Source organism: Pseudomonas sp. P20 (genome assembly GCF_016463925.1).
Lineage (GTDB): Bacteria > Pseudomonadota > Gammaproteobacteria > Pseudomonadales > Pseudomonadaceae > Pseudomonas > Pseudomonas aeruginosa.
Genome location: NZ_JAEMVM010000008.1, coordinates 194,638 through 220,948, shown reverse-complemented (window position 1 = coordinate 220,948; position 26,311 = coordinate 194,638). Strand labels below are relative to the sequence as shown.

Sequence of the window (26,311 nt, the reverse complement as noted above, 5' to 3'; positions counted from 1 at the left end):
GATTATCCGACGTGCGCTGATTCGCAGAGCGAGTCGGCTTCCGCCAATTAATCCAGCCTTCTTTAGAAGCGGAACAAAAGTACCAGTTTTATTATTCGAGGCCTTCCCTGAAAACGAACGAGACTTGCACTTCTTTAATCTCCATACGCACTTTCCGAAACAGCAGGCAATGTATCAATCGTTGCCAGATCTTTCTTCCGGGCGAGCGGCCGTACAACTCGGAAAACAGTCGCGCCGAACCAGCCGGACCCGCTCATCGACGCCCGCCGCCACCTGTTGCCAGGCACTCGCCTGGACCGCCGCGACGCCCACCCAGGAAAGCTCGGTACGCAGGTACAATGCCTCGCCCTCCAACCTGTCGATCTCCAGATCGAAGGCATAGCGCAACGGCAACCCGGACACCCGGTAGCGCCGCTCGGCAATCGTTTGCATCCTTCCCTGAACGACGGCATACAGGCGCAGCCTGAGTTGCGCCTGGCGCGCCTGCAGGGAAACGCCGCCCACCGAACCACCCACCGTCACCTTCGGCGACATCGGCGCGGGCTGGCTGACGCAACCGCCGAGCAGCAACGCCAGCGGCAACAGCATCCAGCACCTCACCTGCGCCGGACCGTGCGCGCCTCCAGCGGCGTGCCGTCACCGTCGGCGAGACGCTGCAAGGCCTGCTCACTACGCGGATCGCCAGCCACGTTGCGCGCCAGCCAGCGCGCCAGCCCGGCCACGCTGGAACGGTCCTCGCCGCGAACGGCCGCGCGAGTCACCGAACGCCCCTCGAAATGCCCCACCGCCTCAGCTCCAGCGTCTTGGGACGGCTGCACCGGCGAAATCGATTCGATTTTCATGGGGCCGCTCAAACCCTCATGCCGACCGCAGCGACCGCCTCGCGATCACTGTCGCACGGCAGCAGGCGCTGCCAGAACTCGGCGTGATCGAGCAGGTTGGCCAAGGTCGCCTCGAAGCATTCGAGGGTCAGTTGCGCTGCGAGAATCTGCGCATACAACTGGACCTTGCCGGTCAGCTCGTCGAAGCCGAAATGCAGATCGAAACGGTGCCAATGGCGGTTGAAGCTGGCGAGCTGGCGAAAGATCCCCTCGCCCAGCACATCGATGCCCGCCACATCGGCCTCCAGCAACAGACGCTCGCGCTCGGCGAGCAGCAACAGGGTGACGCCCACCTGTTCGTCGAACAGGAGGCTCGCCATGCCCTCCTCGTCGAGGGACAGGGAAGGCAAACCGATACGGCCTGCGAACTCGGCAAGCAGTCGGTTGACCTTGCTCGTTAAATCCATGGGGGCGCCTCCTAAAGCTCAGCGCATGCTAGCACCGGGCTATGCATCGCTTTTGTCACTGAGAGACTTTTCTTTTAAGAAAAAAGCCACATCGCTGTGGCCTTTTCCTCCCGCGCGGAGACGGCTCAGACCACTCCGGCCGCCGCACGCCAGGCCTGGTTATGGCTCTGGGTGTACTGCTGGATGAGCTGCAGGACGTCCTTCATGAAGCCGGCATCGAAGCTCATCTGGTCCTCGACCTTCTGCTTCTGGCTCTGCCCGATGGTGGCGTTGACCTCTCCTTCCCGGGCGCTCGCCTGCGATTCGCCCTGGCGCACCTGGACCGAGGCGTTGGCCATCTGGACGAAGGACTGGATCACCGTGTTGGCCACCTGCAGGGCGCCGTTGCGGCTCTCGAAGGCACGGCCCGCCGCACGCAACGCCACACTGTCCTGCACCTGGTCCGCCGCCCAGACCTTGCCGACGATCTTGCGATCCTCGTCGGAGGTCTTGCCAAGCGCCTGCATCTTCGCGTCGATCAGTTCGTTGCGCCCATCGATGTTCTTCTGCAGGGTCTTCTCCTGACTGATGGCCTTGCCGTTCTTCAACGCGCCGAGGCTGCCGACCACCGCCGAGGCCAATGCGCCGACGCCAGCGATCACCGCCATGGCGATCATCAGCGTGGCGCCGCTGCGCATCTCGTCCACCTGCGCCTTCTGCGCGTGGATGATCGACTGGTTCTCGTTGTCGCGCTGGAGCACGCCCAGCTCGCGCGCTTTCTGCGCGATGCGGAAGAGAATCAGCAGAAGCTCGACGCTGCTGTCCAGCTCGCTGCCGGCCGCTTCCATGCGCACCGGGTCGAGCACCTGGCGCGGAGCGTTCAGTTCGACCCGATCGGCCCGCGCGGCCGGCACCTGCGGCAGGTCCGCAGCCGCTTGCGGCGTGCCGACGGAACGCCCGGCGGCGCCGGGAGCGATCGGCTCGGAGGGGATCGCGGCCTGGGTAGCCGCCAGGGAATATTGCGTGTCGATCATGTGACGTCTCCTCAGATCGCTGCCGGTCGGCTGGACAGGTTGTGCAGGGTTTCACCCTTGGCCTGGAGCATGGCGAAGATCCGCTCCATGATTTCCTGGAATGCTTCCAGCATGCGGCTCAGCTCTTCCTTCAGGCGCTCGATCACGCCCTGCAGGGTGGTCAGGTCGGCACGCGATTCCTGCACGTCGGCCTGGCGGTTCGCGGCCTTCGCCTGGAATCCCGAATGAGTGGCCTGGGCCGCGCCGTTGGCGACGTCCAGGGTCAGGTCGGAAACCTGCACGCCGAGTTTCAGCGAGTGCGACAGCGATTGGCCGGCCAAACTGCCGAACTTGCCGCCCAGGTCGGCGACCTTGCTCGCCAGGCTGGCGGTCATCTCGGCCGCCTTGCCGCCGATCTTCGCGCCCAGTCTGGCCAGCCCGCCGACCGCTGAGCCGCCGAAGCTGACCACCGCCGCCAGCAGCGCGACGGCGATCTCGATACCCATCAGTGCCGGGCCGAGCTTTTCCATCACTTCCTTGCTGATCAATCCGTCCGCGGCTGCCTGCTGTACCGACTGGGAGACCACTCCCATGACACCGCCCGCGATCATCAGTGCACCCGCGGCCGCGCCGACGCCGGTTGCCACCATGATTGCGCCGACGATGATCGAAGCTATTGCACTGATCCAACCAAAGATTTTGGCTGCCAGACCGGACTTCTGGGCTTCTTTCGCGGCTTCTTCCGATTCCCTGATCTTCTGCTGGTTGTCCTCCATCTTCTGCAGGTTCTGCTTTCGCGCCTGCTCGATTTCGGTCAGCTTGAGTTTCTTCTGCTGGTTCTCGACTTCGCCGGTGATTTTCGCCAGCTCGATCTCGAACGCCTGCGGCGACATCAGGCCGGCGGACAACAGCGTCGAAGCGCCGGCCAGCACAACCTGCCGCGCCAGTCCGGCATCCTCGCCCACTGCTTGCACCAGGCTGGCGATCTCCGCACGATTGGCGACCTCCAGGCGCTGCTGGCTGGCTGCGGACGGCGGCGTCAGCGCCACCCCCGTGCCGCTCGCGGAAGCCGCAGCCGGCGCCGCCAGGCGCTCCACCCGCAGACTCTCGACATCCCTCGCGACCGGCCTGCCGAGCGCCGGGATATCCCCGGCGTCGGCCACCCCGTAGGGCAGTCCAGCGCGTTCAAGCGTTATCGGATTCATATGCTCGATCCTTTCTCGCGGTTACGGCTTCCAACATGGCGCCGGCACGCGCGGCCAGGGCCTCGTGCGCCGGCTGTGCCGCGGCCAGGGCCCGGGCCGAGTAGAAGCCACTCTCGGCTCCGTCGAGATCACCCAGTTGCAGGTGGCACTCGGCGGCATGGAAGGGAAAGCGCGGCTCGTTGATGTCCATCAGCGCGCCGTAGCTGTAGCTCTGCAGGGCCTGTTCATAGAGACCGAGGGACTGGCGGCAGGCGCCCAGGCCGAGAAAGTAGCGGGCGTCGTAGTGGTCGAGCATGCACAGTGCCTGGAAGATCTTCTGCGCGTCGTCCCACTTGCCCGCCTGGTACTGGTTGAAGCCCAGCGCATAGAGCTGCTCCAGGGTGTCCTCGCTGAGTCCGCGAAGCATCGCCAGGGTGCCGCCGTCGCGCAGGAAGGCCTCCAGCGCCTGTTGCTGGTCGGTGTCAGAAGGGGTCGCTTGCTGGTTCATGGATACCTCTAGATCGCGCTGAGAATGTCGCGCAGGACGCTGTCGTATTTCTGGATGAAGCGGTTGAGCGCCTCGACCGCCGAGTTGTAGCGGGAGCTGGTGTCGTTGAGCAGGGTGGTCTTCTCGTTGACCTTGTCGTTCAGCGGACGCGAGCGGTCGCTCACCGTGGTGGCGAAATTGCCGACCGGGTTGTTGTCCTTCTCGAAGGGGTACTCATCCCTGAGGCCCTTGAGTTCCCCGCTCTGCTTCGGCGAGCCGCTGAGAAAATCCTTGATCGACAGCTTGCCGCTGAAGGTATCCAGATTGCTCAGCAGCGCATACTCGGGGCTGTCCTTCCACCTGGGATCGCCGACGGCATAGCCATAGAGCGTGGGGTCGACCAGATCGATACCGCCAGCGTCGATCCTGATGCCCTGCTTGGCCGACAGCGCGGCGTTGATCTGCGACTGGATCACGCTGTAGACCTTCAACTCCGCGGTCAGCGCCTTGAGCTCGTCGAGCAGCGCCTTGCGCTTGCCGTCCTGGGTCTGCAGGACATCCTTGTAGACACCGATGACATCCTCGTCGAGACGGCCGTGCAGGCTGAAATAGGCCGACACCAGGAACTCGCGCAGATCCCACTGCGCACCGGGCTGCCGACGTGCCTGCAGGACTTCGCGGAGTACCTCGAGGCCCTGCCCCGGAGGCGCGGACGGATTGGCCGCGAGCAACCAGGCGAGCGCCTTGAGCACTTGCGCCTCGCTCAGCGGCTGGCCGGCGTGGGCCAGCACGATCCGCTCGCTGCGCAACAGGGCCAGCAGTTCCTCCTGCTCGGCACTGGCAGGCGCCGCCGGCGCGGCCAGGAGTTCGTCCAGGAACAGCTCGCGACCGGCATTAAAGTTTCTGACTTCCATCGTGATTCCTCAGATCAACAAGCCACGCATCGGCGTCGGACGCCGCGGCCGGGTACCCTGCTCGCCCTGCGTCGGCTGGGAACTGCGCATGCGCCGCAGTTCGGCCAGCAGCTCCTCTTCGGCGGCTCGCGCCAGCTCTCGCTCCGGCGCCTGGAACAGCAGCTCGCCGGCGTCCGCGGCAAGCCCCAGGCCTTGCCACATTTCCGCCAGCAGGCGGCCGCGTTCCTCGCTGTCGCGAATCGCCAGTTCGGCGGCCTGGACGGTCGCCCGCAGGGTGTCTTCGGTGTATTCGTTCATGTCGCCCATGGTAGGGATCGACGTCGCCGGAGCCTGTCAGGCACGGTCGGGTTTTTGTCGTTTTCGCAGGCTTCGCTGCGTCACCACCCGCCCGGCCTCCAGCTCGAACCAGCCGTCGGCGGGCTCGGCGGCGCCGGTCCAGCGGCGATAGAAGCGCGCCATGCGCTCGCCAGGCAGCGGGCTGCCGGCCAGCGCCAGGACCTTGCCGTAGAGACGCTGGCGCGGCCCCAGCGTATCGAGCGTGGCCTCCGCCAGCAGGTACAGCGCGGCGAATGGATTGGCCAATCCGCTGCGCGCCTGCCGCCGACGCAACATCACGATCCAGACCCGCTCGCCGTCGCAGCGCCAGGCCAGTTCGCAGCCATGGGCCAGGACCTGCCAACCGAGCGCGATCGAGGTGTCGCGCAGGCAATGCGGACGCACCGCCAGGCCGCGGGCGAGAAACCAGGGAATCAGCGGATCGGCGCTCACAACACGATCCTGCCAAGCGGCTGGATGTTGATCTGCTGGGTCAGCTCCTGGTAGGACAGCACCGGCAGCCCGGCATAGTCGCACTCCACCAGCTTGCGCACGTAGCGGCGGATATCCATGGAAACGATCAGCACCGGCCGGTTCTGCACCTGCGCGAGATCGCCGACGGTCTGCCGCACGCGCTCGAGGAAGGCCTGGGTTATCGCCGGGTCGAGGGCCAGGTAGCTGCCGGCGCTGGTCTGGCGGATGCCACCGCGGATCTGCTCCTCCACCGCCTGGTCCAGCAGATAGGCGGGAAGGATATTGTTGCCGCTGGAGTACTTGTAGCAGATGTAGCGCTTGAGGCTGCTGCGGATGTACTCGGTGAGCTGCACCACGTCCTTCTCCTTCTGCCCCCACTCCACCATCGCCTCGAGGATCGCCCGCATGTTGCGGATCGAGATGTCCTCGCCGACCAGGCGCTGGAGAATCTCGGTCATCCGCTGCAGGGGAACGATCCGCTGCGCCTCCTTCACCAGCTCGCCGTAACCCTGCTCCATCTGCTCCAGCAGGTAGCGCGTCTCCTGGATGCCGATGAAATCCTCGGCGTACTCCCGCAGCACATGGGACAGGTGCCAGGTGAGCACCTGCTCCAGGCCCAGGCAGGCACAGCCGGAACGCTCCAGGCGATCCTGATGCGCCTGCTCCACCCAGCTCGCCTCTTCTCCCGGCACCTGCAGCTCTGCCGGCTCGTGGGGGACCGCGAGCAATTCCAGCTGCGCGGCGCGTTCGCGCACCAGCAACCAGCCCGGCCGCAGGCATCCGCGCGCGACCGGGACCTCCTGTAGCTGCACCAGGTATTCGCCATCGCCCATCGCTTCGTTGAAGCGCAAGTGGATACCCGGGAACGGCACGCCGAAATCCAGGTACAGCGCGCGTCGTACCCGCACCAGCTCTTCGTTCAGCGACATCGCCTCGAGACGTTCCTGGAGGCTGGCATCGACGTCGATCAGCAACGGCACGGTGAGGGCGAATTCTTCCTGCTCGGCGAGACGCCCGGCCTTCGGCTTGCCGCCGCCAGCCTTGCCACGCGCCTTGGCCGATGGCGCTCCGGCGCCCTGCGCGAGCAACGCCGGCAGGTCGCGGGAACCGGCGCTGGCCTGGGCCCGCTGGCGCCAGAGCATGAAGTAGCCGCCGCCGCCGACCAGCAGCGCGAGAGCCAGGAAGGTCAGGGTCGGGAAACCGGGAATCAGGCCGAACAGCACCAGCAACAGGCCGCCGATCAGCAGCGCCTTGGGCTGCGCCACCACCTGTTCGCCGATGTCGCTGCCGAGGTCCGCCGATTCGTCGGAAGACACCCGGGTGACGATGATCCCGGCGGTGATGGCGATCAGCAACGCCGGCACCTGCGAGACCATGCCATCGCCGACGGTCAGCACCGCGTACAGTTGCAGCGCGTCGGCGGTGCTCAGGCCCTTCTGCGTGACGCCGATGGCGATGCCGCCGAGGATGTTGACGACGATGATGATCAGCCCGGCGATGGCGTCGCCCTTGACGAACTTCATCGCGCCGTCCATGGAGCCGAACATCTGGCTTTCCTTTTCGATCACCGCGCGCCGCGCCCGCGCCTCGTTGACATCGATCACGCCAGCACGCATGTCGCCGTCGATGCTCATCTGCTTGCCCGGCATGGCATCCAGGGAAAAGCGCGCGCTGACCTCGGCGACCCGCTCGGCACCCTTGGTGATCACCAGGAACTGCACGATGGTGATGATCAGGAAGATGATGATGCCCACCACCAGGTTGCCGCCGACCACGAAGCTGCCGAAGGTGTTGACGATCTGCCCCGCGTCGGCCTGCAGCAGGATCATCCGCGTGGTGCTCACCGACAGCGCCAGGCGGAACAGCGTGGTGATCAGCAGCACCGCCGGGAACACCGAGAACTGCAACGGCGAGCCGATGTACACCGACATCATCAGCAGGACCACGGAGATGGTGATGTTGACGGCGATGAGGATGTCCAGCAGCAGCGGTGGCAGCGGCAGCACCATCATGAACACCACCGCCAGCAGCAACACCACCAGCAGGATGTCCTTGCGCTCGCCGACCCGGCCGAGAAGCCCGCTCAGGTCGTTCATTCCCGCGCCTCCAGCTCCAGCGCCCGGGCGTGCGCGGCACGCGCCGCGTCGAGACGCCCGGCGAGCTGTTCGGCACGGCTCAGGCAACGCCACAGACCGGGCTCCTCCTCGCCATCCTCCTGCAACTGTCGGCACAGGCGCACGGCGGGCTCGCCGAGGCCTTGCTGGAGCAACGCCAGGAGCAAGGCGCGGCGCCCGTCGCGGCGCTCCGGCGCAACGCTCAGCAAGGCCTCCAGCAACACCTGGGCGCGTCGCGGCTGGCCGCATTGCAGGTGCAACCAGCCCAGCATCAGCAACAGGCGCTGTTGCGTCGGTTTCAACGTCATCGATTCATACCTTGTGCAACAGGTTCAGGGCCATTTGCAGCAGTCGCTCGTCTTCATCGCGCTCGCCGAGCAGGCAGGCCGCGGCCTGCAGGGCCGGCTGGCGGGGCAGCGTGAGGGCCAGGCGGAGATCGCGCAGCGCCTGGCGGAAGTCGCCGGGGCGCAGCAGGCCGTGGAACTCCAGCTGGGGCCGGGCGTAGTCGAACAGGCGCTGTTGCGCCTGCTGCGCGGGATACAGGCTGGCGACGTGGGTCTCCACCGGCCGGCCGTCGGGCGCCAGCAGATGGCGCTCCGGCAGGGGCGGCGCGAACGGCTCGGCATGCGCCAGGTCGAGCCGTTCGATGCCGATGTGCCAGGCACCGACCCGGCTCATGCGGCGAGCACTTCGCTGCGCGCCGAGCGCAGCGCCTGCAAGGCCTGGTGCAGCGTCGGGATGCCGACCTGCCGGGCTTCCAGGGTGATGCACAGCAGCAGGCGCGATTCGCCGCTCCAGGCGCAACGCAGCGGCAGGCTCCCGGCCGCGCGCGCATGGCACAGGCGCAACGCCCGCAGCGTTCCGCGATAGGCCTGGTGCCAGGCCAGGTCACAGGCCAGCCAGAGCGACAACTGTTCGCCATGGCGTTCCAGCTGCAAGGTGCCGCTGTCCTCGAAATCCAGTTGCACCACGCGCGCCAGCGGCGCCGGTACGCTCACCCGCAGGTCCTGGCAGAACTGCGCGACGGCCAGCTCAACCCAGTCCATGCTGCTGCTCCTCTTCGCGCTCGATCGCCAGGTCGAGTGCCATCTGGCAGGCATTCAAAAGATTCTGGCGCTGCTCGTCGTCGCCGAACACTTCGACCGGCAACAGGCGGTAGAGACGCTTCAGTTCGCGGAAGAAATGGATCTGCCGGGCGACGTCGGCCAGCGGCAACGGCTCGAGCAACGCCTGCACCTCGGCGACGCCGACCCAGCGCTTCTCGAGCAAGGCGATGACTGCGCCGGTCAATTCAGAAGGCCCGTATGCCATGGCCCCGCTCCCCTGTCACCAGCACCTGCCAGAGCGCCCCCACCTGCTCCGCCAGGCCGCCGAGCACGCGCAGCTTGTGCATGTCGCTCATGACCCGCTCCAGCTTCACCGGATCGAGCCGGCTCGACTGACTGTCCAGGTCGGCGCTCAGGGCTTTCTGCAGGAAGGCCACGACCCGCTCCAGCGGCGTCGCGGCGAAGCGCGCCTGGATGTCCTGCCAGGCCGCCGACAGGCCCCGGTAGTCGAGTACCGCGTCACGGTAGGTATCGCGCAGCGCCTGGATATCGCCGACACCGGCGGCGGAAGCCTCGGCGGCCAGCGGCTCGATGCGCAGGCCGAGTTCGATCTCCAGGCCCTGCTCGTCGGCCATCCGCAGCAACGCCTGGTCGACCAGCGCCAGCATCGCCCGCGCCTCCGGCCGCCCGGCCAGGACGTCGCGTGCCCGCGACAGCGCCAGGAAGCGCTGGCTGATCTCGCTGGAGAAGCCCTCCAGGTAAGCACTGAGCTGCGCCAGGCTGCTCAGTTGGCCGCTGCCCAGGTGGGCGATCAGCGCCTCGAGCTTCTGCTGGCTTTCCAGGTCCGGAATGCGCTTCCAGTACTCCTGCAGCATGGCCTGGACTTCGCTCAGGCGCGCATGGGCGTCGCTCAGGCGGCGCTTGGCCAGGGATTTCTCGGCGCGCTCGGAAAAGGCGAAGGTCAGCTCTTCCGCGGCATCGGCCAGCGACTGCGAAACGGAAACGTAGTGGACGCGCTCGCCCTGAAAGCTGCCGCCAGCCTGCTGCGCGGGGGCGTTGGCCGCTTCCCGCGGCGCGAGGGGCGCGGCGGAGGAACTCTGGAGGATGTCCATCGTGGCTGTGGCTCCTGGTCTGCAAAGGCGGCGCAGTATAGGAACCGGCCCGGTGCCGCCGATGCCAATATCGGCCGGTTTTTTTTAGCCTCGGCGGCAACCGATTTCTAAAAACTCCCGGCTGGCACTGAAATTCGTCGCGCGAGGCTTTCTCTATAGTGCGCGCCGACTCCAGCCGAACCGACCCGCCATGCCCGCGCCTCTTTCTCCTCTCATCGTCCGGATGCGCCACGCCATCGAAGGCTGCCGGCCGATCCAGATCCGCGGGCGGGTCACCCAGGTCACCGGAACCCTGCTCAAGGCCGTGGTGCCCGGCGTGCGCATCGGCGAACTCTGCCAGTTGCGCAATCCCGACCAGAGCCTGGCGCTGCTCGCCGAGGTCATCGGCTTCCAGCAGCACCAGGCGCTGCTCACCCCGCTCGGCGAGATGCTCGGGGTTTCCTCCAACACCGAAGTCAGCCCTACCGGCGGCATGCATCGCGTGGCGGTCGGCGAGCACCTGCTCGGGCAGGTGCTCGACGGCCTCGGCCGCCCCTTCGACGGCAGCCCGCCGGCCGAGCCGGCGGCCTGGTATCCGGTCTACCGGGATGCCCCGCCGCCGATGAGCCGGCGCCTGATAGAGCGGCCGCTATCGCTGGGTGTGCGCGCCATCGACGGCCTGCTGACCTGCGGCGAAGGCCAGCGCATGGGCATTTTCGCTGCCGCCGGCGGCGGCAAGAGCACCCTGCTGGCCAGCCTGGTGCGCAATGCCGAGGTGGATGTGACGGTACTCGCCCTGGTCGGCGAACGCGGTCGCGAAGTCCGCGAGTTCATCGAAAGCGACCTCGGCGAACAGGGGCTGCGCCGCTCGGTGCTGGTGGTCGCCACCTCCGACCGACCGGCGATGGAGCGCGCCAAGGCCGGTTTCGTCGCCACCAGCATCGCCGAGTATTTCCGCGATCAGGGTCGCCGCGTCCTGCTGCTGATGGACTCGCTGACCCGCTTCGCCAGGGCCCAGCGCGAAATCGGCCTGGCGGCCGGTGAACCACCCACCCGCCGCGGCTACCCGCCCTCGGTGTTCGCCGCGCTGCCACGCCTGATGGAGCGTGCCGGGCAATCCGAGCGGGGCTCGATCACCGCGCTCTACACCGTACTGGTGGAAGGCGACGACATGAGCGAGCCGGTGGCCGACGAGACCCGCTCGATTCTCGACGGGCACATCGTGCTGTCGCGCAAGCTGGCCGCCGCCAACCACTATCCGGCCATCGACGTGCTGCACTCGGTGAGCCGGGTCATGAACCAGATCGTCGACGACGATCAGCGCCATGCGGCCGGACGCTTGCGCGAATGGCTGGCGAAGTACGAGGAAGTCGAGTTGCTGCTGAAGATCGGCGAATACCAGAAAGGCCAGGACAGTGAAGCCGACCGGGCCATCGAGAAGATCGCGGCGATCCGCCAGTGGCTGCGCCAGGGTACCCACGAAACCAGCGATTACGCACAGGCCTGCGCGCAGTTGCGGAGCCTCTGCGCATGAGCCTGGCGCTGCTGTTGCGCGTCCGACGCCTGCGCCTGGACCGGGCCGAGCGCGCCCAGGGCCGCCAATTGCTACGGGTTCGCGCCGCGGCGCAGGAACACACCGAGCGCCAGGCGGCGCAACGGGACTACCGCGACTGGCGACTGGCCGAAGAGCAACGGCTGTTTCTCGCCTGCCAGGCGGCCATGCTCGACCGCCGGCGCCTGGAAGCCTGGCAGCAGCAGGTAGGGCTGCTGCGGGAAAAGGAAGCCGGCCTGGAACAGGACTGCGCCGAGGCCGCGCAGCGCCTCGAAGGGGAGCGCGAGCGCCTGCGGCAGTGCCGGCGAGAACTGCTGGAACGCCAGCGGCAACTGGAGAAGTTCGCCGAACTGGAGCGCCACGTCGACGCCGAGCGCCAGGGGCTGCGCGAACGCAGCGAGGAAGGCGAACTGGAAGAATTCACCCGCCACGAGACCTGGCCATGCTCAAGCTGAACGCCGTGGATACGGCTCCGCTCGTGTCGTCCGACACCCCTGCCCCCCTTCCGCCGCTGCGCGCGCAGCAGATCGCCTTCGAACAGGCCCTGCCCGCGCACCGACCGCCGGCGCCCAGGCCACCGTTCGACAAGGGCGACGAAACGACAGAGGCCGAAGAGCCCGCCGCGACAGCCGACGCGCCGACCTCGACGCCTCTCGCCGACCAGCCCGCGGCGCCTGCCGCCGACCGGCCGCCGACCACTCGGCAAGCCCCCGTGCCAGTTGCCGCGGACGCAACGCCAACGCCAACGCCAACGCCAACGCCAACGCCAACGCCAACAGTGTCGCCGTCCGGATCGGTAGCACGGCAAGCGCCGGCGGTCTCCGCGCGCGTCGCGGCGTCCACGCAAGCCCGGGAGCCGGCCAGCGTTTCGGCGCCTCCGGTCGACGAACCGCCGCTGGTGCCGGTGTCCTCCCACCCGCAAATCGCAGGTCGGACGCATGAGCGGCCACAGCCCGGCCCCGGCTTCCCGGCGAAAACCGCAGCCGAGGTCGCGTCCACGGCGCAGGCCAGTGTCCAGGCTTCGCCGCCCGCGCCGACAGCGGGCGGCGAAGGCCGCGGAGAGGAGCGTCGGCAACCCGGAGAAACCGATCCATCCGCACTGCCCCCCGACGACCAAGCGCCTGTGCCACTGCCTGCCATGCAAACCCCCGGCGACCGCCTGCTGGCACGCCTGCTGGCATCGAGCGGGAGCCGGCCACTGCCGCTGGCCGATCTCGCGCGCCTGCTCGATGCCGTGCAGGGGCGCATCCAGGTCGCCAGCGCAGCCGAAAGCCATGCGGCGCGCCTGCAGGTGCGACTGCCCCAGCTCGGCGCCGTGGAGGTGCAGGTCCTGCATGGCCATGGCCAGTTGCAGGTCGAGATCAGTGCCAGCCCCGGCAGCCTGGCGTTTCTCCAGCAAGCCCGTGGCGAGTTGCTCGAACGCCTGCAACGGCTGCATCCGGAACAACCGGTGCAACTCACCTTCAACCAGCAGCAGGACAGCGGCCAGCGCTCGCGGCAACGTCGCTACCTGCATGAAGAGTGGCAAGCCGAATGAACGGTACGGACCTCGACCTGCCGCTCGCCAGCCGCGCCGAACTGGATCTCCAGCGACGTCTCGCGCGTTGCCGTCGCCACTATGCCGGCAACGCTTTGCAAGCGCGCCTGGACATCGCCCAGGCCGCCCCCGACGTCGATCTCGAACTGAGCCTGGCGTGGGACGGCCTGCCCCTGCGCTTTCTCTGCCAGGCTCCGGCGCTCGCCCACTGGCTCGCGCCGAACCTGCAGGAGGCAGCCTTCGCCAGCCTGCCGGCGGCCCTGCAACTGGCCTTGCTGGAGCGCGAAGGCAACGTCTTTCCCGGCCTGGTCTGGTACGGCCTGAGCCCGGCGCAACCACGCGCTGCGATGGGCCTGCGTTTGAGCCTGGAACGCGACGACCAGCGCCTGGCGCTCTGGCTCGACGGCGATCCCGCGACGCTGCTGGCACGCCTGCCGCCGCGCCCCTCGGCGCAACGCCTGGCCATACCGCTGCGCCTGTCGCTGCAATGGCCCGGCCTGCCGCTGGACGCCAGCGAGCTGCGCACCCTGGAGCCCGGCGACCTGTTGCTGCTGCCTGCCGGTCATCGCCCCGACGCAGCGCTGCTGGGGGTTCTCGAAGGACGCCCCTGGGCGCGCTGCCAACTCCACTCCACGCAACTGGAACTGCTCGACATGCACGACACCCCCTCCCTCGCCGACGGCGAGGACCTGCACGAACTCGACCAACTGCCGATCCCGGTCAGCTTCGAGGTCGGCCGCCGCACCCTGGACCTGCATACCCTCTCCACCCTGCAGCCAGGCTCGCTGCTCGATCTCGACAGTGCCCTGGACGGCGAAGTGCGCATCCTCGCCAACCAGCGCTGCCTCGGTATCGGCGAACTGGTCAGGCTCCAGGATCGGCTCGGGGTGCGCGTAACCCGCCTGTTCGGACACGACGAAGCATGATCCAATTGCCCGACGAGCTCGGCCTGATCCTCGGCCTGGCCCTGCTCGCGCTGGTCCCGTTCATCGCGGTGATGGCGACCTCCTTCATCAAGATGACCGTGGTCTTCTCGCTGCTGCGCAACGCCCTGGGCGTCCAGCAGATTCCGCCGAACATGGCGATGTACGGGCTGGCGATCATCCTCAGCCTGTACGTGATGGCACCGGTCGGCTTCGCCACCCGCGACTACCTGCGCAACCACGACGTCAGCCTGAGCGACTCGGCATCGGTGGAACGCTTTCTCGACGAGGGCATGGCGCCCTACCGGAACTTCCTCAAGCGGCAGATCCAGGAGCGCGAACACACCTTCTTCATGGAAAGCACCCGCCAGGTCTGGCCCAGCGAATACGCCGAGCGGCTCGACCCGGACAGCCTGCTGATCCTGCTGCCGGCCTTCACAGTCAGCGAACTGACCCGTGCCTTCGAGATCGGCTTCCTGATCTACCTGCCCTTCATCGCCATCGACCTGATCATCTCCAACATCCTCCTGGCGATGGGCATGATGATGGTGTCGCCGATGACCATTTCCCTGCCGTTCAAGCTGCTCCTGTTCGTCCTCCTCGACGGCTGGGCGCGGCTGACCCACGGCCTGGTCATCAGCTACGGAGGCTGACCATGAGCAGCGCCGACATCCTCCACTTCACCAACCAGACCCTGTGGCTGGTGCTGGTCCTGTCGCTGCCGCCGGTACTGGTCGCGGCCCTGATCGGCACCCTGGTATCGCTGGTCCAGGCGCTCACCCAGATCCAGGAGCAGACCCTCGGCTTCGTCGCCAAGCTGGTGGCCGTGGTGGTGGTACTGTTCGCCACCAGCGGCTGGCTGGGCGGCGAGCTGTACCGTTTCGCCGAAATGACCCTGCTGAAGGTGCCGCTGGTGCGATGAGCGTCCAGGACCTGCAGCAACTGCTGCTGACCTACAGCCTGCTGCTGCCGCGGATCATCAGTTGCTTCGTGGTCCTACCGGTGCTGGCCAAGCAAACCCTGGGCGGCGGCCTGGTGCGCAACGGCGTGGCCTGCTCGCTGGCGCTGTTCGCCTACCCGATCGTCGCCGGCAGCCTGCCGCCGGCCCTCGACGCGCTGGACATCGCCCTGCTGATCGGCAAGGAAGTGCTGCTCGGCCTGCTCATCGGCTTCGTCGCCACCATTCCCTTCTGGGCCATGGAAGCGACCGGCTTCATCATCGACAACCAGCGTGGCGCGGCACTCGCCTCGACCTTCAACCCCAGCCTGGGCAGCCAGACCAGCCCCACCGGGCTGTTGCTGACGCAGACGCTGATCACCCTGTTCTTCTCCGGCGGCGCCTTCCTCGCGCTGGTCGGCTCGCTGTTCAGGAGCTATGCCAGTTGGCCGGTGAGCAGTTTCTTCCCGCAGCTCGGCAGCCAATGGGTGGCATTCTTCTACGCGCAGTTCTCGCAGATGCTGATGCTCTGCGCGCTGTTCGCCGCGCCGCTGCTGATCGCCATGTTCCTCGCCGAGTTCGGCCTGGCGCTGGTCAGCCGCTTCGCCCCGTCGCTGAACGTGTTCATCCTCGCCATGCCGATCAAGAGCCTGGTGGCCAGCCTGCTGCTGGTGCTCTACCTGGGCATCCTCATGGAGCACGCCTACGATGCCCTGCTGCTCGCCGTCGACCCGCTGCGCCTGCTGCGTCCCGTGCTGGAGACGCCATGAGCGCCGAGAAGACCGAGCAGCCCACGGCGAAGAAGCTGCGCGACGCCCGCCGGCAAGGCCAGGTGGTGAAGAGCAAGGAAATTGTCTCCAGCGCGTTGATCCTGTCGCTGGTGGCGCTGCTGATGGGCTTTTCCGACTACTACCTGGAGCATCTCGGCAAGCTGCTCCTGCTGCCCGCCGAGTACATCGACCTGCCGTTTCGCCAGGCGCTGGAGACCATCCTGGAGAACCTTCTCCAGGAGCTCCTCTACCTGCTGGCGCCGGTCCTGCTGGTCGCGGCGCTGGTGGTGGTGCTCAGCCATGTCGGCCAGTACGGTTTCCTGCTCAGCCTCGACAGCGTCAAGCCGGACCTGAAGAAGATCAACCCGGTGGAGGGCGCGAAGAAGATCTTCTCGATCCGGAGCCTGGTGGAGTTCCTCAAGTCGACCCTGAAGGTCGCCCTGCTCTCCCTGCTGGTCTGGTTGACCTTGCAGGGCAACCTGGCCAGCCTCCTGCGGATTCCCGCCTGCGGGCTGGACTGCGTGGCACCGGTGAGCGGGCTGATGCTCAGGCAGCTGATGCTGGTCTGCGCGGTCGGCTTCCTGGCGATTGCCGTCGCCGACTACGCCTTCGAACGCCACCAGCACTACAAGCAGTTGCGCATGAGCAAGGACGAGGTGAAGCGCGAGTACAAGGAGATGGAGGGCAGTCCGGAGATCAAGAGCAAGCGCCGGCAATTCCATCAGGAACTGCAATCGAGCAACCTGCGCGCGGATGTCCGGCGCTCCTCGGTGATCGTCGCCAACCCGACCCACGTCGCCATCGGCATACGCTATCGACGCGGCGAAACGCCCCTGCCGCTGGTCACCCTGAAGCACACCGACGCCCTGGCCCTGCGGGTCCGGCGCATCGCCGAGGAAGAAGGAATCCCGGTGCTGCAACGAATTCCGCTGGCACGGGCGCTGCTGCGCGACGGCAATGTCGACCAGTACATACCGGCGGACCTGATCCAGGCCACCGCCGAAGTCCTGCGCTGGCTGGAAAGCCAGCAGACGGATACGCCCTGATCGCTATCGGACAGGGCGGCCGCCGCGGCACCGGCGACGAAAGACGCTGCGACCTGGCGCCGAAAAAAAGGGGCCCGAAGGCCCCTTTCACATGCTTGCTACGGGTCAGTCCTTGTCCGGGATCCCGTGTACCACGCCCGCGGTATTCTCCAGCAGGCTCTTGGTCGCGGTCTGGATGAACGACTCCAGCTTCTTCTGCAGCTCGGCCTGGTCCGGCACTTCCTTGGTGATCACCGCCTTGGCATCGCCGCCCAGCTGGTAATCGTAGACGCGCACGTCACCGTCCTTCGGCCGCACCAGGATGCGGTTGCCGGAGACGATGGCGACGTTCTGCTCGCTGCCCGACGGCTTGATCACGCCGAAGCCCTTGTCGCCTTCCGGCAGGTTCAGCAGGTCGCGGCCCCAGCACTGGTGGACGGTCTCGCCGCCGAGCAGGCCCATGATGGTCGGCACGATGTCGACCTGGGTACCGACGGTCGGCAGGTGGGTACCGAACTTCTCCTGGATGCCGGGGGCGATCAGCAGCAGCGGCACGTTGAAGCGGTGCAGGTCCATCTCGGTGAGCTGCTCGGGGCTGCCGAAGCCATGGTCGCCGACCACCACGAAAAGGGTGTCCTTGTAGTACGGCGACTTCTTCGCCTTCTCGAAGAACTGGCCCAGCGCCCAGTCGGAATAGCGCATGGCGGTCAGGTGCTCGTCGAGCGAACCGTAGCCGGTCACGCGCTCCACCGGCAGGTCCTTCGGCAACGCATAGGGCACGTGGTTGGAGAGGCTCTGCAACAGCGCATAGAACGGCTTGCCGGTGCTCGCCAGCTTGTCCAGTTCCTCGTTGCCACGGGCGAACATGTCCTGGTCGGAGACGCCCCAGGTCGGATCGGAGAACACCGGGTCGACATAGTCGTTGCGGCCGATGAAGGTGGTCATGCCCTGGTTGCTGAAGAAGCCGGACTGGTTGTCCCAGGCGAAATCGCCGTTGTAGACGTAGACGTCCTCGTACTGGCGGGCGCTGAGCAACTGCGGCAGGCCGGAGAACTTGTGGCCGCCCTCCGGGGTTTGCATCAGGTATTCGAAGCCCGGCAGGTTGGGGAAGCAGGCCATGGTGGCGAACATGCCCTGGTGGGTATGGGTGCCGTTGGAGAAGAACTGGGTGAACAGCAGGCCTTCCTTCGACAGCTTGTCGAAATACGGCGTGATGTTGCCCGGCGCGCCCAGGGCGCCGACATAGTGGCCGGCGAAGCTTTCCAGCAGGACCACCACCACGTTGCGGATCGGCAGGGTATTCGCCGCCGGCGGGGTGAACTCGCGGCGCACCGCGGCCTCATCGGCGTCCACCAGCTTGTCGTTGGGGGTCAGCAACATCTGCCGGGTGGTCTCCAGGGCGACCTTGTCGTCCAGGGTGGCCTTCCAGATGTTCGCGCGGTCTTCGGAGAAGCGCTCCTTGGCCGCCTTGACCAGGGTCAGGGTGCCGTTCAGGCCCAACTGGTTGGCGAACATGGACTCGGTGGTGAAGGCATCGCCCCAGCGCAGCGGCGGGCCCTGGCGCAGGGTGCCGCGGGCGGCGAGGACGCAGACCAGCACGCAGAGGAACAGCACCACGCCGCGCACGTACCAGGGCGCGGCAGCGCTCGGCCGGGCGATCACGCTGTCTTCGCGCGGCTTGCGCTGGCTCGGGCGGGTCGCCAGGTCGATGGCCTTGAACACCCGGTACAGCACCCAGGTGGCGAAGGCCCAGGCCAGCAGGTAGCGGACCACCGGGAAGCCGTACCAGAGCATGCTCATGACGGTCTTCGGGTCTTCCGACATGTACTGGAAGACCAGGCTGTTCAGGCGCTGGTGGAACTCGCGGTAGAAGTCCAGTTCGAGTACGCCGAGGAACAGGGTGATGCTGGCGAACAGCGTCAACCATGTACGGAACAGGCCGCGAGCGGCCATCGCGCGTACCGCGAACAACGACAGCACCAGCGGCGCCACGGCATAGACGACGACCCGCAGGTCGAAACGCACGCCGTTGCCGAACGCCTCGAGGAAGGTGCTCGCCGGGGTCGCGCCGATCAGTTCGCGGTTGTAGATCAGCAAGGCCAGGCGCAGCAGGCTGAACATGACCAGCAGCACCAGCGCGCTGAGCGCGGTGAACGCCAGGTGGCTGCGGATGGTGGGCTGGAACAGCCGTGGGGGCGATTGGGTGGTTCGGACTTCCGTTTGGTCCATGTTTACAATTCGCTCTTCTGTCGTTCGATTTCGAGAATGCGGTCCCGCCCCTGCTCGGCCAGCAGGTAGCGGCCGGGCCCGATGGGCAGTAGGGACTGTGCGGAACGCAGGCGCCGTGCGATCACCTGCAGCGGCCCGTCGGGCGGCAGCAGCAAGGCTCGCGCGTTATGCGTCGAGTCCTCGGTGATCCACAGGCCTTCGCTGTCGCACAGCAAAAAGCTCGGTGCATTCAGTCCGTTCAGCACCACCTCGTCCTCGGCCCCCTCATGCAGACGCATGACGTGGCCACGTTTCTTTTCCGTGTAGAAGACGCTTCCGTCCGGGCAGGCGGCCACCCCTTCGGAGCGCTGCAATCCCTCGCGCAGTACCGTCAGTCCGCCGGTCTCCGGGTCGTAGCGGAGAATCCGCCCGTCCAGGTCGCGATCCTCGGCGGCGTACAGGTAGCGGCCGTCGCTGGCGACGCCCTCCACCTGGATGCCGTCGAACAGCGGCCGGGCCTGCTGGGCATGCCACCAGAACACCGGCGAGGCGCCCTGCTCCTGGCTGATCGCGATGCCGTTGCGGAAGCTGGCCATGCCGTCGGGCTTGGACAGCCCGTCGAGCACCGTATCGCGGCTGCCATCGGCGGCGATGCGGAACACCAGGCCCTTGCCGTCCTGCAACTCCTGGCTCACGTAGAGCAGGCCGTCCGGGTCGCGGGCCAGGGCGCTGACGTGGGGAATGTCCTCGAGCACTACCCGGTAGGTCCAGCCGGATACGGTGGCTGCCGGGGCGAAACGCTGCCAGCCGAGGAAGGCCAGGGCGATGAAGAGGACGCTACCGAGCAGGCAGGAGACTACTACGCCGCTCTGGCGCAATCGTTTGGTCAGCATTCGATGCACTCAAGGACAAAACTGCCATTTATAGCCATGGCAACGGAAAAAAGCGCGCAGATTTTCCCGGATCGATTGTGAAAAAAATGTTAGCTGGCAGTAACAGGGGATGTCGGAGCGACGCATGAAAAAGGGCCTTGCGGCCCTTCTTGGTGAAGCGTCAGTCGTTGTCCTGCTTGCCGATGGCCTGCAGCACGTACTGCGGCAGAGCAAACGCGCCCAGGTGGATATCGGCGTTGTAGTAGCGGGTGGCGATGCCGCTGTCGCGGAAGCGCTGGCGCAGCGTTTCCAGCGGAAGGCGACGCAGGCCTTCGCGGGTCGAACCCCAGGCGAAGGTCATGGCGCCGCCGATATAGGTCGGCACCGCCGCCTGGTAGAAATGCCAGTCGGCGAACAGCCCGTCGGTACGTGCGGCGGTGGTGCGCACTTCCTCCAGTTGCATGAACGGCGTGCCGTTCTGGGTGACCAGGATGCCACCCTCGTTCAGGCAGCGCCGGCAGGCCTGGTAGAAGTTCTCGGAGAACAGCACCTCGCCAGGGCCGATCGGGTCGGTGGAGTCGGAGATGATCACGTCGAAGCGTTCTTCCGTGGTAGCCACGAAGCGCATGCCGTCGTCGATCACCAGGTTCAGCCGCGGGTCGTCGAAGGCGCCCTGGGAGTGGTTGGGCAGGAACGCCTTGCACATGTCGACCACGGTGCCGTCGATCTCGACCATGGTGATCCGCTCGACGCTCTTGTGCTTGGCCACCTCGCGCAGCATGCCACCGTCGCCGCCGCCGATGATCAGCACGCGCCGGGCCGCGCCGTGGGCGAGGATCGGCACGTGGGTGAGCATCTCGTGGTAGATGAACTCGTCGGCCTCGGTGGTCTGGATCACTCCATCGAGCGCCATCACCCGGCCCATCCGGGCGTTTTCGAAAATCACCAGGTGCTGGTGCTCGGTGCGCACCTCATGCAGCATGTTGTCGATGCTGAAGCGCTGGCCGTAGCCCTGGTACAGAGTTTCCTGATAATCGCTCATGGGCCGGGATCTCCCTGGTAAGGCTGCAATCTGGCAGCGGGACTTGCCCGCGCCGCGAAGAAAGGCGCGCATTCTACGCTGGCGGCAATGACAGGTCGAACCCCGCCGGCGGATGGCGCCGGCTGCGCCGGACAGGTATCGTCTGCCCATGAGCCAGCCTACCTCTCCCCTCGTCCTGCACCTGCCCTACCAGTCACCCTGGGAATGGCGCCAGTTCCACCAGCATTTCGCCCTGCGCCTGCTCGCCGGTGTCGAAAGCCTGGGTGACGACCACTATGCCCGCAGCTTCCGGGCCAACGGTCGCCCGGCCTGGTTCGAGGTGCGACCGCTGGCGGAACGCCAGGTCCTGGCGCTGAGCCTCAGCCCGTCCGCCCATGCCCTGGCCGCCGAACTCGAGGCACGGGTCCGCCGGATGTTCGACCTGGACAGCGACCCGGCCGCCATCGCCCGGCATTTCGCCGGGGATCCCCTGCTCGGCCCGCTGGTGGCCGCCAATCCGGGACTGCGCCTGCCGGTGGCCTTCGATCCCTTCGAACAGGCGGTGCGCGCCATCGTCGGCCAGCAGGTCACGGTGAAGGCCGCGGTGACCATCACCGGGCGCCTGATCCAGCGCCTCGGCGAGCCGCTGGAAGATCTCGGCTACGACGGCATCAGCCACCTGTTCCCGACGCCCGCCGCGCTGGCGCAAGCCAACCTCGACGGCATCGGCATGCCCGGCAAGCGGGTACAGACGCTGCAACGCTTCGCCGCGGCGATCGCCTCGGGAGAGCTGAGCCTGGACCTGGCGGACGGCCCCGAGGCCCTGGTGGAGCGCCTCTGCGCGTTGCCCGGCATCGGCCCCTGGACCGCCGAATACATAGCCCTGCGTGCCATGGGCGAAGCCGACGCCTTCCCCGCCGCCGACCTCGGCCTGCTGAAATCCACGGTCTGGGGGCCGCAAGGCATCGATGCGCGCAGCCTGAAGGCCCGCGCCGAGGCCTGGCGGCCTTGGCGCGCCTACGCCGCGATCCACCTGTGGAACCACTACGCCGCAGGCGGCTAACGCCGCGGCGGGAGGCTACAGCCTGACGTTGCCGCGCGGGCCGGCGATGGCCCAGATGATCAGGCCGAGCACCGGCAGGACGATGATCACCAGGACCCAGATGATCTTCATCCCGGTTTCCGCAGCGCTTTTCAGGATGTTGACGATGGCCCAGATATCCAGGGCCAGGATGACCAGGCTGATCAGCCCGCTGAGGGTGGAACCCATGGCGCGATGCTCCCGAGCAAGAGTGTTCCCTCAGGATAGCCGGCGCGTTCACTCCACGAGGATGTCGGCGAAGCTGGCCACCGTCGGATGGCCGTCCAGGCTGCCGCCTTCGCGGGCCAGGCCGAGCGTGCGCATGCCCGCGTCGCGCGCGGCATCCAGTTCCTGCACCACGTCGGAAAGGAAAAGGATTTCCGCGGCCGGCAGGCCGATGGCCCCGGCGATCCGCGCATAGGAGGCGCTTTCCCGCTTCGGCCCGCTGGTAGTGTCGAAGTAGCCGGAAAACAGCGAGCCCAGGTCGCCGGCCTCGGAACAGCCGAAGATCAGCTTCTGCGCCTGGATCGAGCCGGAGGAATAGACGTACAGGTCCAGCCCACGGGCCTTCCACTCGCGCAGCGCCTGCACCGCGTCCGGGTAGACGTGGCCCTTCAACTGACCGTCGCGGTAGCCCTGGGCCCAGACCATGCCTTGCAGGGCCTTCAGCGGCGTCACCTTGCGGTCCTCGGCGATCCATTGCAGGAGGATCGCGATCACCCGCTCGACATCGGCGTCCGCCTCACCGCTCTCGGCACGCACCGCCGCCAACTGTGCGGCTACCTCGGTCTCTCCGGCGTGTTCGCGGACGAAGTCCGGCAGGTGCCGGGCGGCATAGGGAAACAGCACGTCGAAAACGAAGCTGACCGCGCTGGTGGTGCCTTCGATGTCGGTGAGGATGGCTTTGATGGTCATGCGGACTCCGGATGAAACCGCCCCCGGCAGGACCGGGGGCGCGGATGGTGACGGATGGGACGGTGCCTCGCTCAGTCTTCCAGCAGGGGGAAGCGGCTGGCGATGTCGTCGCCGGTGAACTGGGCGACCCAGCCCTCCGGGTTGTTGAACAGGCGCACGGCGACGAAATGCGGGTGCTCGCCCATGTCGAACCAGTGGCGGGTGCCGGCCGGCACAGAGATCAGGTCGTTGCGCTCGCAGAGCACGGCGTAGACATGCTCCTCGATATGCAGGACGAACAGGCCGCGCCCGGCGACGAAGAAGCGCACCTCGTCTTCGCCATGGCGGTGCTCGTCGAGGAACTTGGCGCGCAATTCGGCCTTCTGCGGGTGGTCGCTGTTCAGGCTGACCACGTCCACGGTGATGTAGCCGCGCTCGCGCTTGAGCCGCTCGATCTCGTGGGCGTAGGCGGCGATCACCTCGTCCTGGCTGGCGCCGGCGGCGATCGGCGCGGCGGCTTCCCAGCGTTCGAAACGGACGCCGACCTCGGCCAGGGTCGAAGCGATGTCCTCGGCATGGGTCAGCAGCTTCAGCGGCTGCTCCGGCTGGTTCTCGTGATAGACGGTAAGGCTGCTCATCGGCTCAGACTCAGTACTTTCAGTTCACACTCGAACAGAAACTCGAAAGCTTCCACCTGACGCAGGGCATCGCTCATGCGCGCGCCCCAAGTGTACAGCCCGTGGCCGCGGATCAAATACCCCGGGCAGTGCGGATGCGCCTCCAGCCAGGGCTGCACGCGGCTGGCCAGGCGGGCGATGTCCTGGTCGTTGTCGAAGATCGGCACCTCGACCTGGCCTTCGTGGGTGGTGACCCCGGCGAAGGCCTTCTGCAGTTCGTAGTCCTGCAGCACCAGGCGGTCGCCGCGGACCAGGCGGGAAAGCACGGTGGCATTCACCGAGTGGGTATGCAGCACCGCGCCGATCGCCGGGTTCCAGGCATACAGCTGGGTGTGCAGGAGGGTCTCCGCCGAGGGTTTCTTGCCCGGTTCCAGGCTGTTGCCGGCCAGGTCGGTGGCCAGCACGTCGTCGAAGCCCAACTGGCCCTTGTGCTTGCCCGAGACGGTGAGCAGCGCGCGCTGTTCGTCCAGGCGCGCGGAGTAGTTGCTGCTGGTTGCCGGCGACCAGCCGCGGCCGTAGAGGAACCGGCCGGCGTCGATGATCTGCTGGGTCAGCTGTTCACGGTTGTCGTTCATGCCCGCACCTCTTGCAAACGGGTACTGATGATAGCGGCTGCCAGCAAGGCTGCCAGGCTGGCGATGGCGAAGGTCCAGGCAGGGCCCAGGCTGTTCCAGCTATAGCCGGAATACAGCGCGCCCAGGGCTCCGCCGGTACCGGCCAGCGCAGCATACAGGGCCTGGCCCTGGCCCTGCTGGCGCGGGCCGAAGCTACGCTGCACGAAATGGATGGCAGCCGCATGAAAACTGCCGAAGGTGGCGGCATGCAGCGTCTGGGCAAAGACCAGCAGCGCCAGGCTGTCGGCCAGGTTGCCGAGAAGCAGCCAGCGCAACGACGCCAGCAGGAAGCTCGCGGCCAGCACCTGGCGCAGGCTGAAGCGTTGCAGCAGGCGTGGCATGGCGAGGAACAACATGACCTCGGCGACCACCCCCAGCGCCCAGAGCAGACCGATCAGCGCCCGGCTGTAGCCCAGCGATTCCAGGTGCAGGGTCAGGAAGGTGTAGTACGGCCCATGGGACAGCTGCATCAGGCACACGCACAGGTAGAACGCCAGCACGCCCGGCTGGCGCAACTGGGCGAGGAAGCCGCCCTCGCCTTCGCGCGGTTCGCGATGGGCCGGCTGGGCATTGGGCACCCACCAGCTGCACAGCACGATGCCGAGCATGATACCCAGCAGCGTCGCCGGGTAGACATCCAGGCTCAGGCGCTCGAACAGCGCGCCGAGACCGACCACGGTGCAGATGAAACCGATCGAGCCCCACAGGCGAATCCGGCTGTAGCTGGCGCTGCGCTCGCGCAGGTGGGCCAGGGTGATGACCTCGAACTGCGGCAGCACGGCGTGCCAGAAGAACGCGTGCAACGCCATCACCAAGGCCAGCCAGGCGTAGCTGTGGCTGACGAAGATCAGCGAGAAGCCCAGCGCCGTGCATACCGCGCCGAAGCGCACGATAGCCAGGCGCTGGCCGCTGCGGTCGCCCAGCCAGCCCCACAGGTTGGGCGCGACGCAACGCATCAGCATGGGAATCGCCACCAGCTCGCCGATGCGCGGGCTGGGGAAGCCCAGGTGATGGAAATACAGGGCGAGGAACGGCGCCGTGGCGCCGAGCAGGCTGAAATAGAAGAAATAGAAGCTGGACAGGCGCCAGTAGGGAACCGCGCTGGTCACGATCCGCCGTTCACCCGTCCCGCACCGCGGCCTGCCACAGCCCTCACAGCTGCGGCAGGACCGGCGTGTCGACGCGCACGTCGGCGTTCTGCCCACGCTGGCGCAGCAACTGGTCGAGCAGGACGATGGCCATCATCGCCTCGGCGATCGGCGTGGCGCGGATGCCGACGCACGGGTCGTGACGGCCCTTGGTGATCATGTCCACCGGCTCGCCGGCGGTATCGATCGAACGGCCGGGAGTGGTGATGCTGGAGGTCGGCTTCAGCGCCAGGTGGGCGACGATCGGCTGGCCGGAGGAGATCCCGCCGAGGATGCCGCCGGCATTGTTCGACAGGAAGCCTTGCGGGGTCAGTTCGTCGCGGTGCTCGGTGCCGCGCTGGGCGATGCTGGCGAAGCCGGCGCCGATCTCCACGCCCTTCACCGCGTTGATGCTCATCAGCGCATGCGCCAGTTCGGCGTCCAGGCGGTCGAAGATCGGCTCGCCCAGGCCCGGCGGCACGCCTTCGGCAACCACGGTGATCTTCGCCCCGACCGAATCCTGGTCGCGGCGCAATTGGTCCATGTAGGCCTCCAGCTCCGGCACCTTGTCCGGGTCGGGGCTGAAGAAGGCATTCTGCTCGACGCTGTCCCAGCTCCTGAACGGAATCTCGATCGGCCCGAGCTGGCTCATGTAGCCGCGCACCTGGATGCCCAGGCCCGCCAGGTATTTCTTGGCGATAGCCCCGGCGGCCACGCGCATGGCGGTCTCGCGCGCCGAGGAACGGCCGCCGCCGCGGTAGTCGCGCACGCCGTACTTGTGGTGGTAGGTGTAGTCGGCATGGGCCGGGCGGAACAGGTCCTTGATCGCCGAGTAGTCCTTGGACTTCTGGTCGGTGTTGCGGATCAGCAGGCCGATCGGCGTGCCGGTGGTCTTGCCCTCGAACACCCCGGAAAGAATCTCCACCTCGTCGGCTTCCTGGCGCTGGGTGGTGTGCCGGCTGGTGCCGGGCTTGCGCCGGTCGAGGTCGCGTTGCAGGTCCCGGGCGGACAGTTCCAGCCCCGGGGGGCACCCATCGACGATGGCGACCAGCGCCGGGCCGTGGCTTTCGCCTGCGGTGGTGACGGTGAAGAGCTTGCCGTAGGTGTTGCCGGACATGCGAGGCTCCGCGTGAGAACGAGAGGGAAAGACATCGGAGTATACCCGTCA

33 protein-coding genes are annotated in these 26,311 nt (G+C 67.0%); 9 read left to right on the top strand and 24 right to left on the bottom strand.

All coding sequences use genetic code 11. The annotated features are described in order from the left end of the window. Window positions 1-174: 174 nt before the first annotated feature. The 15 genes from exsB to popN all read right to left on the bottom strand — a co-directional run bounded on the left by exsB (window position 175) and on the right by popN (window position 9,926). The gene (gene exsB, locus JHD77_RS11635; protein ID WP_004366305.1) at window positions 175-588 is read right to left on the bottom strand and encodes a YscW family type III secretion system pilotin ExsB; all 414 of its coding nucleotides are present in this window, start codon (window positions 586-588) and stop codon (window positions 175-177) included. Window positions 589-596: 8 nt separating this feature from the next. After that, the gene (exsE, locus tag JHD77_RS11630; protein WP_003100766.1) at window positions 597-842 is read right to left on the bottom strand and encodes a T3SS regulon translocated regulator ExsE; all 246 of its coding nucleotides are present in this window, start codon (window positions 840-842) and stop codon (window positions 597-599) included. Window positions 843-850: 8 nt separating this feature from the next. After that, window positions 851-1,288, bottom strand: coding sequence for a type III secretion system regulatory chaperone ExsC (gene exsC, locus JHD77_RS11625; RefSeq protein ID WP_003100769.1), 438 nt, complete (start codon window positions 1,286-1,288; stop codon window positions 851-853). Between the two features lie 125 nt (window positions 1,289-1,413). After that, entirely contained in the window at window positions 1,414-2,301 is an 888-nt protein-coding gene (gene popD / locus JHD77_RS11620) for a type III secretion system translocon subunit PopD (RefSeq protein ID WP_003113550.1), read from the bottom strand. 11 nt (window positions 2,302-2,312) lie between these two features. Then, window positions 2,313-3,485 carry a type III secretion system translocon subunit PopB gene (gene popB, locus JHD77_RS11615; protein ID WP_023105411.1) on the bottom strand — a complete coding sequence of 391 codons (1,173 nt, stop codon included), beginning with the start codon at window positions 3,483-3,485 and terminating at the stop codon, window positions 2,313-2,315. Continuing rightward, entirely contained in the window at window positions 3,466-3,972 is a 507-nt protein-coding gene (gene pcrH, locus JHD77_RS11610) for a SycD/LcrH family type III secretion system chaperone PcrH (RefSeq protein ID WP_003100779.1), read from the bottom strand. The genes popB and pcrH overlap by 20 nt, the downstream gene beginning before the upstream one ends. Before the next feature lie 8 nt (window positions 3,973-3,980). Then, window positions 3,981-4,865 (bottom strand): type III secretion system needle tip protein PcrV, encoded by an 885-nt coding sequence (gene pcrV / locus JHD77_RS11605; RefSeq protein ID WP_003087704.1) that lies wholly within the window; start codon window positions 4,863-4,865, stop codon window positions 3,981-3,983. Between the two features lie 9 nt (window positions 4,866-4,874). After that, complete coding sequence (gene pcrG / locus JHD77_RS11600) at window positions 4,875-5,171, bottom strand: LcrG family type III secretion system chaperone PcrG (protein WP_003100790.1); 297 nt, start codon at window positions 5,169-5,171, stop codon at window positions 4,875-4,877. Between the two features lie 27 nt (window positions 5,172-5,198). Continuing rightward, window positions 5,199-5,633 (bottom strand): LcrR family type III secretion system chaperone PcrR, encoded by a 435-nt coding sequence (gene pcrR, locus JHD77_RS11595; protein WP_003100791.1) that lies wholly within the window; start codon window positions 5,631-5,633, stop codon window positions 5,199-5,201. Then, window positions 5,630-7,750: a SctV family type III secretion system export apparatus subunit PcrD gene (pcrD, locus tag JHD77_RS11590; RefSeq protein WP_031756914.1), complete on the bottom strand. Its 2,121-nt coding sequence runs from the start codon at window positions 7,748-7,750 to the stop codon at window positions 5,630-5,632. Before pcrD ends, pcrR begins: the two co-directional genes overlap by 4 nt. Then, window positions 7,747-8,076 carry a type III secretion system chaperone PscY gene (gene pscY, locus JHD77_RS11585; RefSeq protein WP_003113547.1) on the bottom strand — a complete coding sequence of 110 codons (330 nt, stop codon included), beginning with the start codon at window positions 8,074-8,076 and terminating at the stop codon, window positions 7,747-7,749. The genes pcrD and pscY overlap by 4 nt, the downstream gene beginning before the upstream one ends. Before the next feature lie 4 nt (window positions 8,077-8,080). Further along, window positions 8,081-8,446, bottom strand: a complete 366-nt coding sequence (pscX, locus tag JHD77_RS11580) for a type III secretion system protein PscX (RefSeq protein ID WP_003100794.1) — start codon at window positions 8,444-8,446, stop codon at window positions 8,081-8,083. Beyond that, a complete protein-coding gene (sycN, locus tag JHD77_RS11575; protein ID WP_003087694.1) occupies window positions 8,443-8,814 on the bottom strand; it encodes a type III secretion chaperone SycN in 372 nt (123 codons plus the stop codon). The genes pscX and sycN overlap by 4 nt, the downstream gene beginning before the upstream one ends. After that, on the bottom strand, window positions 8,801-9,079 hold the full coding sequence (gene pcr1 / locus JHD77_RS11570) for an Acr1 family type III secretion system gatekeeper subunit Pcr1 (RefSeq protein ID WP_003087693.1): 279 nt from the start codon (window positions 9,077-9,079) through the stop codon (window positions 8,801-8,803). Before pcr1 ends, sycN begins: the two co-directional genes overlap by 14 nt. Beyond that, window positions 9,060-9,926, bottom strand: a complete 867-nt coding sequence (popN, locus tag JHD77_RS11565) for a SctW family type III secretion system gatekeeper subunit PopN (protein ID WP_003087692.1) — start codon at window positions 9,924-9,926, stop codon at window positions 9,060-9,062. Before popN ends, pcr1 begins: the two co-directional genes overlap by 20 nt. A 190-nt stretch (window positions 9,927-10,116) precedes the next feature. On the opposite strand from popN, the gene pscN reads away from it, so the two are divergent. The 8 genes from pscN to pscU are packed head-to-tail and all read left to right on the top strand — an operon-like array spanning window position 10,117 to window position 16,670. Further along, window positions 10,117-11,439 (top strand): SctN family type III secretion system ATPase PscN, encoded by a 1,323-nt coding sequence (gene pscN / locus JHD77_RS11560; RefSeq protein WP_003122866.1) that lies wholly within the window; start codon window positions 10,117-10,119, stop codon window positions 11,437-11,439. Then, a complete protein-coding gene (gene pscO / locus JHD77_RS11555; protein WP_003087688.1) occupies window positions 11,436-11,912 on the top strand; it encodes a type III secretion system central stalk protein PscO in 477 nt (158 codons plus the stop codon). Before pscN ends, pscO begins: the two co-directional genes overlap by 4 nt. Next, window positions 11,900-12,994, top strand: a complete 1,095-nt coding sequence (gene pscP / locus JHD77_RS11550; protein ID WP_079390448.1) for a type III secretion system needle length determinant PscP — start codon at window positions 11,900-11,902, stop codon at window positions 12,992-12,994. Before pscO ends, pscP begins: the two co-directional genes overlap by 13 nt. Further along, window positions 12,991-13,920 carry a SctQ family type III secretion system cytoplasmic ring protein PscQ gene (gene pscQ, locus JHD77_RS11545; RefSeq protein WP_003120343.1) on the top strand — a complete coding sequence of 310 codons (930 nt, stop codon included), beginning with the start codon at window positions 12,991-12,993 and terminating at the stop codon, window positions 13,918-13,920. Before pscP ends, pscQ begins: the two co-directional genes overlap by 4 nt. Beyond that, window positions 13,917-14,570 carry a SctR family type III secretion system export apparatus subunit PscR gene (gene pscR / locus JHD77_RS11540; protein WP_003087674.1) on the top strand — a complete coding sequence of 218 codons (654 nt, stop codon included), beginning with the start codon at window positions 13,917-13,919 and terminating at the stop codon, window positions 14,568-14,570. The genes pscQ and pscR overlap by 4 nt, the downstream gene beginning before the upstream one ends. Window positions 14,571-14,572: 2 nt before the next feature. Then, the gene (gene pscS / locus JHD77_RS11535) at window positions 14,573-14,839 is read left to right on the top strand and encodes a SctS family type III secretion system export apparatus subunit PscS (RefSeq protein ID WP_003087672.1); all 267 of its coding nucleotides are present in this window, start codon (window positions 14,573-14,575) and stop codon (window positions 14,837-14,839) included. Continuing rightward, entirely contained in the window at window positions 14,836-15,624 is a 789-nt protein-coding gene (gene pscT / locus JHD77_RS11530) for a SctT family type III secretion system export apparatus subunit PscT (protein WP_003103206.1), read from the top strand. Before pscS ends, pscT begins: the two co-directional genes overlap by 4 nt. Beyond that, the gene (gene pscU / locus JHD77_RS11525; protein ID WP_003103203.1) at window positions 15,621-16,670 is read left to right on the top strand and encodes a SctU family type III secretion system export apparatus subunit PscU; all 1,050 of its coding nucleotides are present in this window, start codon (window positions 15,621-15,623) and stop codon (window positions 16,668-16,670) included. Before pscT ends, pscU begins: the two co-directional genes overlap by 4 nt. A 105-nt stretch (window positions 16,671-16,775) precedes the next feature. Here the strand turns inward: pscU and JHD77_RS11520 are convergent, their stop codons facing one another. From JHD77_RS11520 to speE, 3 genes are all read right to left on the bottom strand, one after another. Next, window positions 16,776-18,878, bottom strand: a complete 2,103-nt coding sequence (locus JHD77_RS11520) for an LTA synthase family protein (RefSeq protein ID WP_003103200.1) — start codon at window positions 18,876-18,878, stop codon at window positions 16,776-16,778. Window positions 18,879-18,880: 2 nt separating this feature from the next. Next, the gene (locus tag JHD77_RS11515; RefSeq protein WP_031756912.1) at window positions 18,881-19,750 is read right to left on the bottom strand and encodes a YncE family protein; all 870 of its coding nucleotides are present in this window, start codon (window positions 19,748-19,750) and stop codon (window positions 18,881-18,883) included. A gap of 160 nt (window positions 19,751-19,910) precedes the next feature. Further along, the gene (speE, locus tag JHD77_RS11510; protein ID WP_003120347.1) at window positions 19,911-20,771 is read right to left on the bottom strand and encodes a polyamine aminopropyltransferase; all 861 of its coding nucleotides are present in this window, start codon (window positions 20,769-20,771) and stop codon (window positions 19,911-19,913) included. Between the two features lie 148 nt (window positions 20,772-20,919). Between speE and JHD77_RS11505 the strand changes: the two genes are divergently transcribed. Then, complete coding sequence (locus JHD77_RS11505) at window positions 20,920-21,813, top strand: DNA-3-methyladenine glycosylase family protein (RefSeq protein ID WP_003449989.1); 894 nt, start codon at window positions 20,920-20,922, stop codon at window positions 21,811-21,813. 15 nt (window positions 21,814-21,828) lie between these two features. On the opposite strand, the gene JHD77_RS11500 is transcribed toward JHD77_RS11505, so the two are convergent. The 6 genes from JHD77_RS11500 to aroC all read right to left on the bottom strand — a co-directional run bounded on the left by JHD77_RS11500 (window position 21,829) and on the right by aroC (window position 26,260). After that, on the bottom strand, window positions 21,829-22,020 hold the full coding sequence (locus JHD77_RS11500) for a PLDc N-terminal domain-containing protein (RefSeq protein WP_003103184.1): 192 nt from the start codon (window positions 22,018-22,020) through the stop codon (window positions 21,829-21,831). A 48-nt stretch (window positions 22,021-22,068) separates the two neighbouring features. Then, entirely contained in the window at window positions 22,069-22,746 is a 678-nt protein-coding gene (mtnC, locus tag JHD77_RS11495) for an acireductone synthase (protein ID WP_012614299.1), read from the bottom strand. Between the two features lie 71 nt (window positions 22,747-22,817). Further along, window positions 22,818-23,363 (bottom strand): 1,2-dihydroxy-3-keto-5-methylthiopentene dioxygenase, encoded by a 546-nt coding sequence (locus JHD77_RS11490; protein ID WP_003087656.1) that lies wholly within the window; start codon window positions 23,361-23,363, stop codon window positions 22,818-22,820. Continuing rightward, window positions 23,360-23,977 carry a methylthioribulose 1-phosphate dehydratase gene (locus JHD77_RS11485; RefSeq protein WP_003103182.1) on the bottom strand — a complete coding sequence of 206 codons (618 nt, stop codon included), beginning with the start codon at window positions 23,975-23,977 and terminating at the stop codon, window positions 23,360-23,362. Before JHD77_RS11485 ends, JHD77_RS11490 begins: the two co-directional genes overlap by 4 nt. Then, window positions 23,974-25,125: an MFS transporter gene (locus tag JHD77_RS11480; RefSeq protein ID WP_003087654.1), complete on the bottom strand. Its 1,152-nt coding sequence runs from the start codon at window positions 25,123-25,125 to the stop codon at window positions 23,974-23,976. Before JHD77_RS11480 ends, JHD77_RS11485 begins: the two co-directional genes overlap by 4 nt. 43 nt (window positions 25,126-25,168) lie before the next feature. Continuing rightward, a complete protein-coding gene (aroC, locus tag JHD77_RS11475) occupies window positions 25,169-26,260 on the bottom strand; it encodes a chorismate synthase (RefSeq protein ID WP_003087653.1) in 1,092 nt (363 codons plus the stop codon). Window positions 26,261-26,311 lie beyond the last annotated feature (51 nt).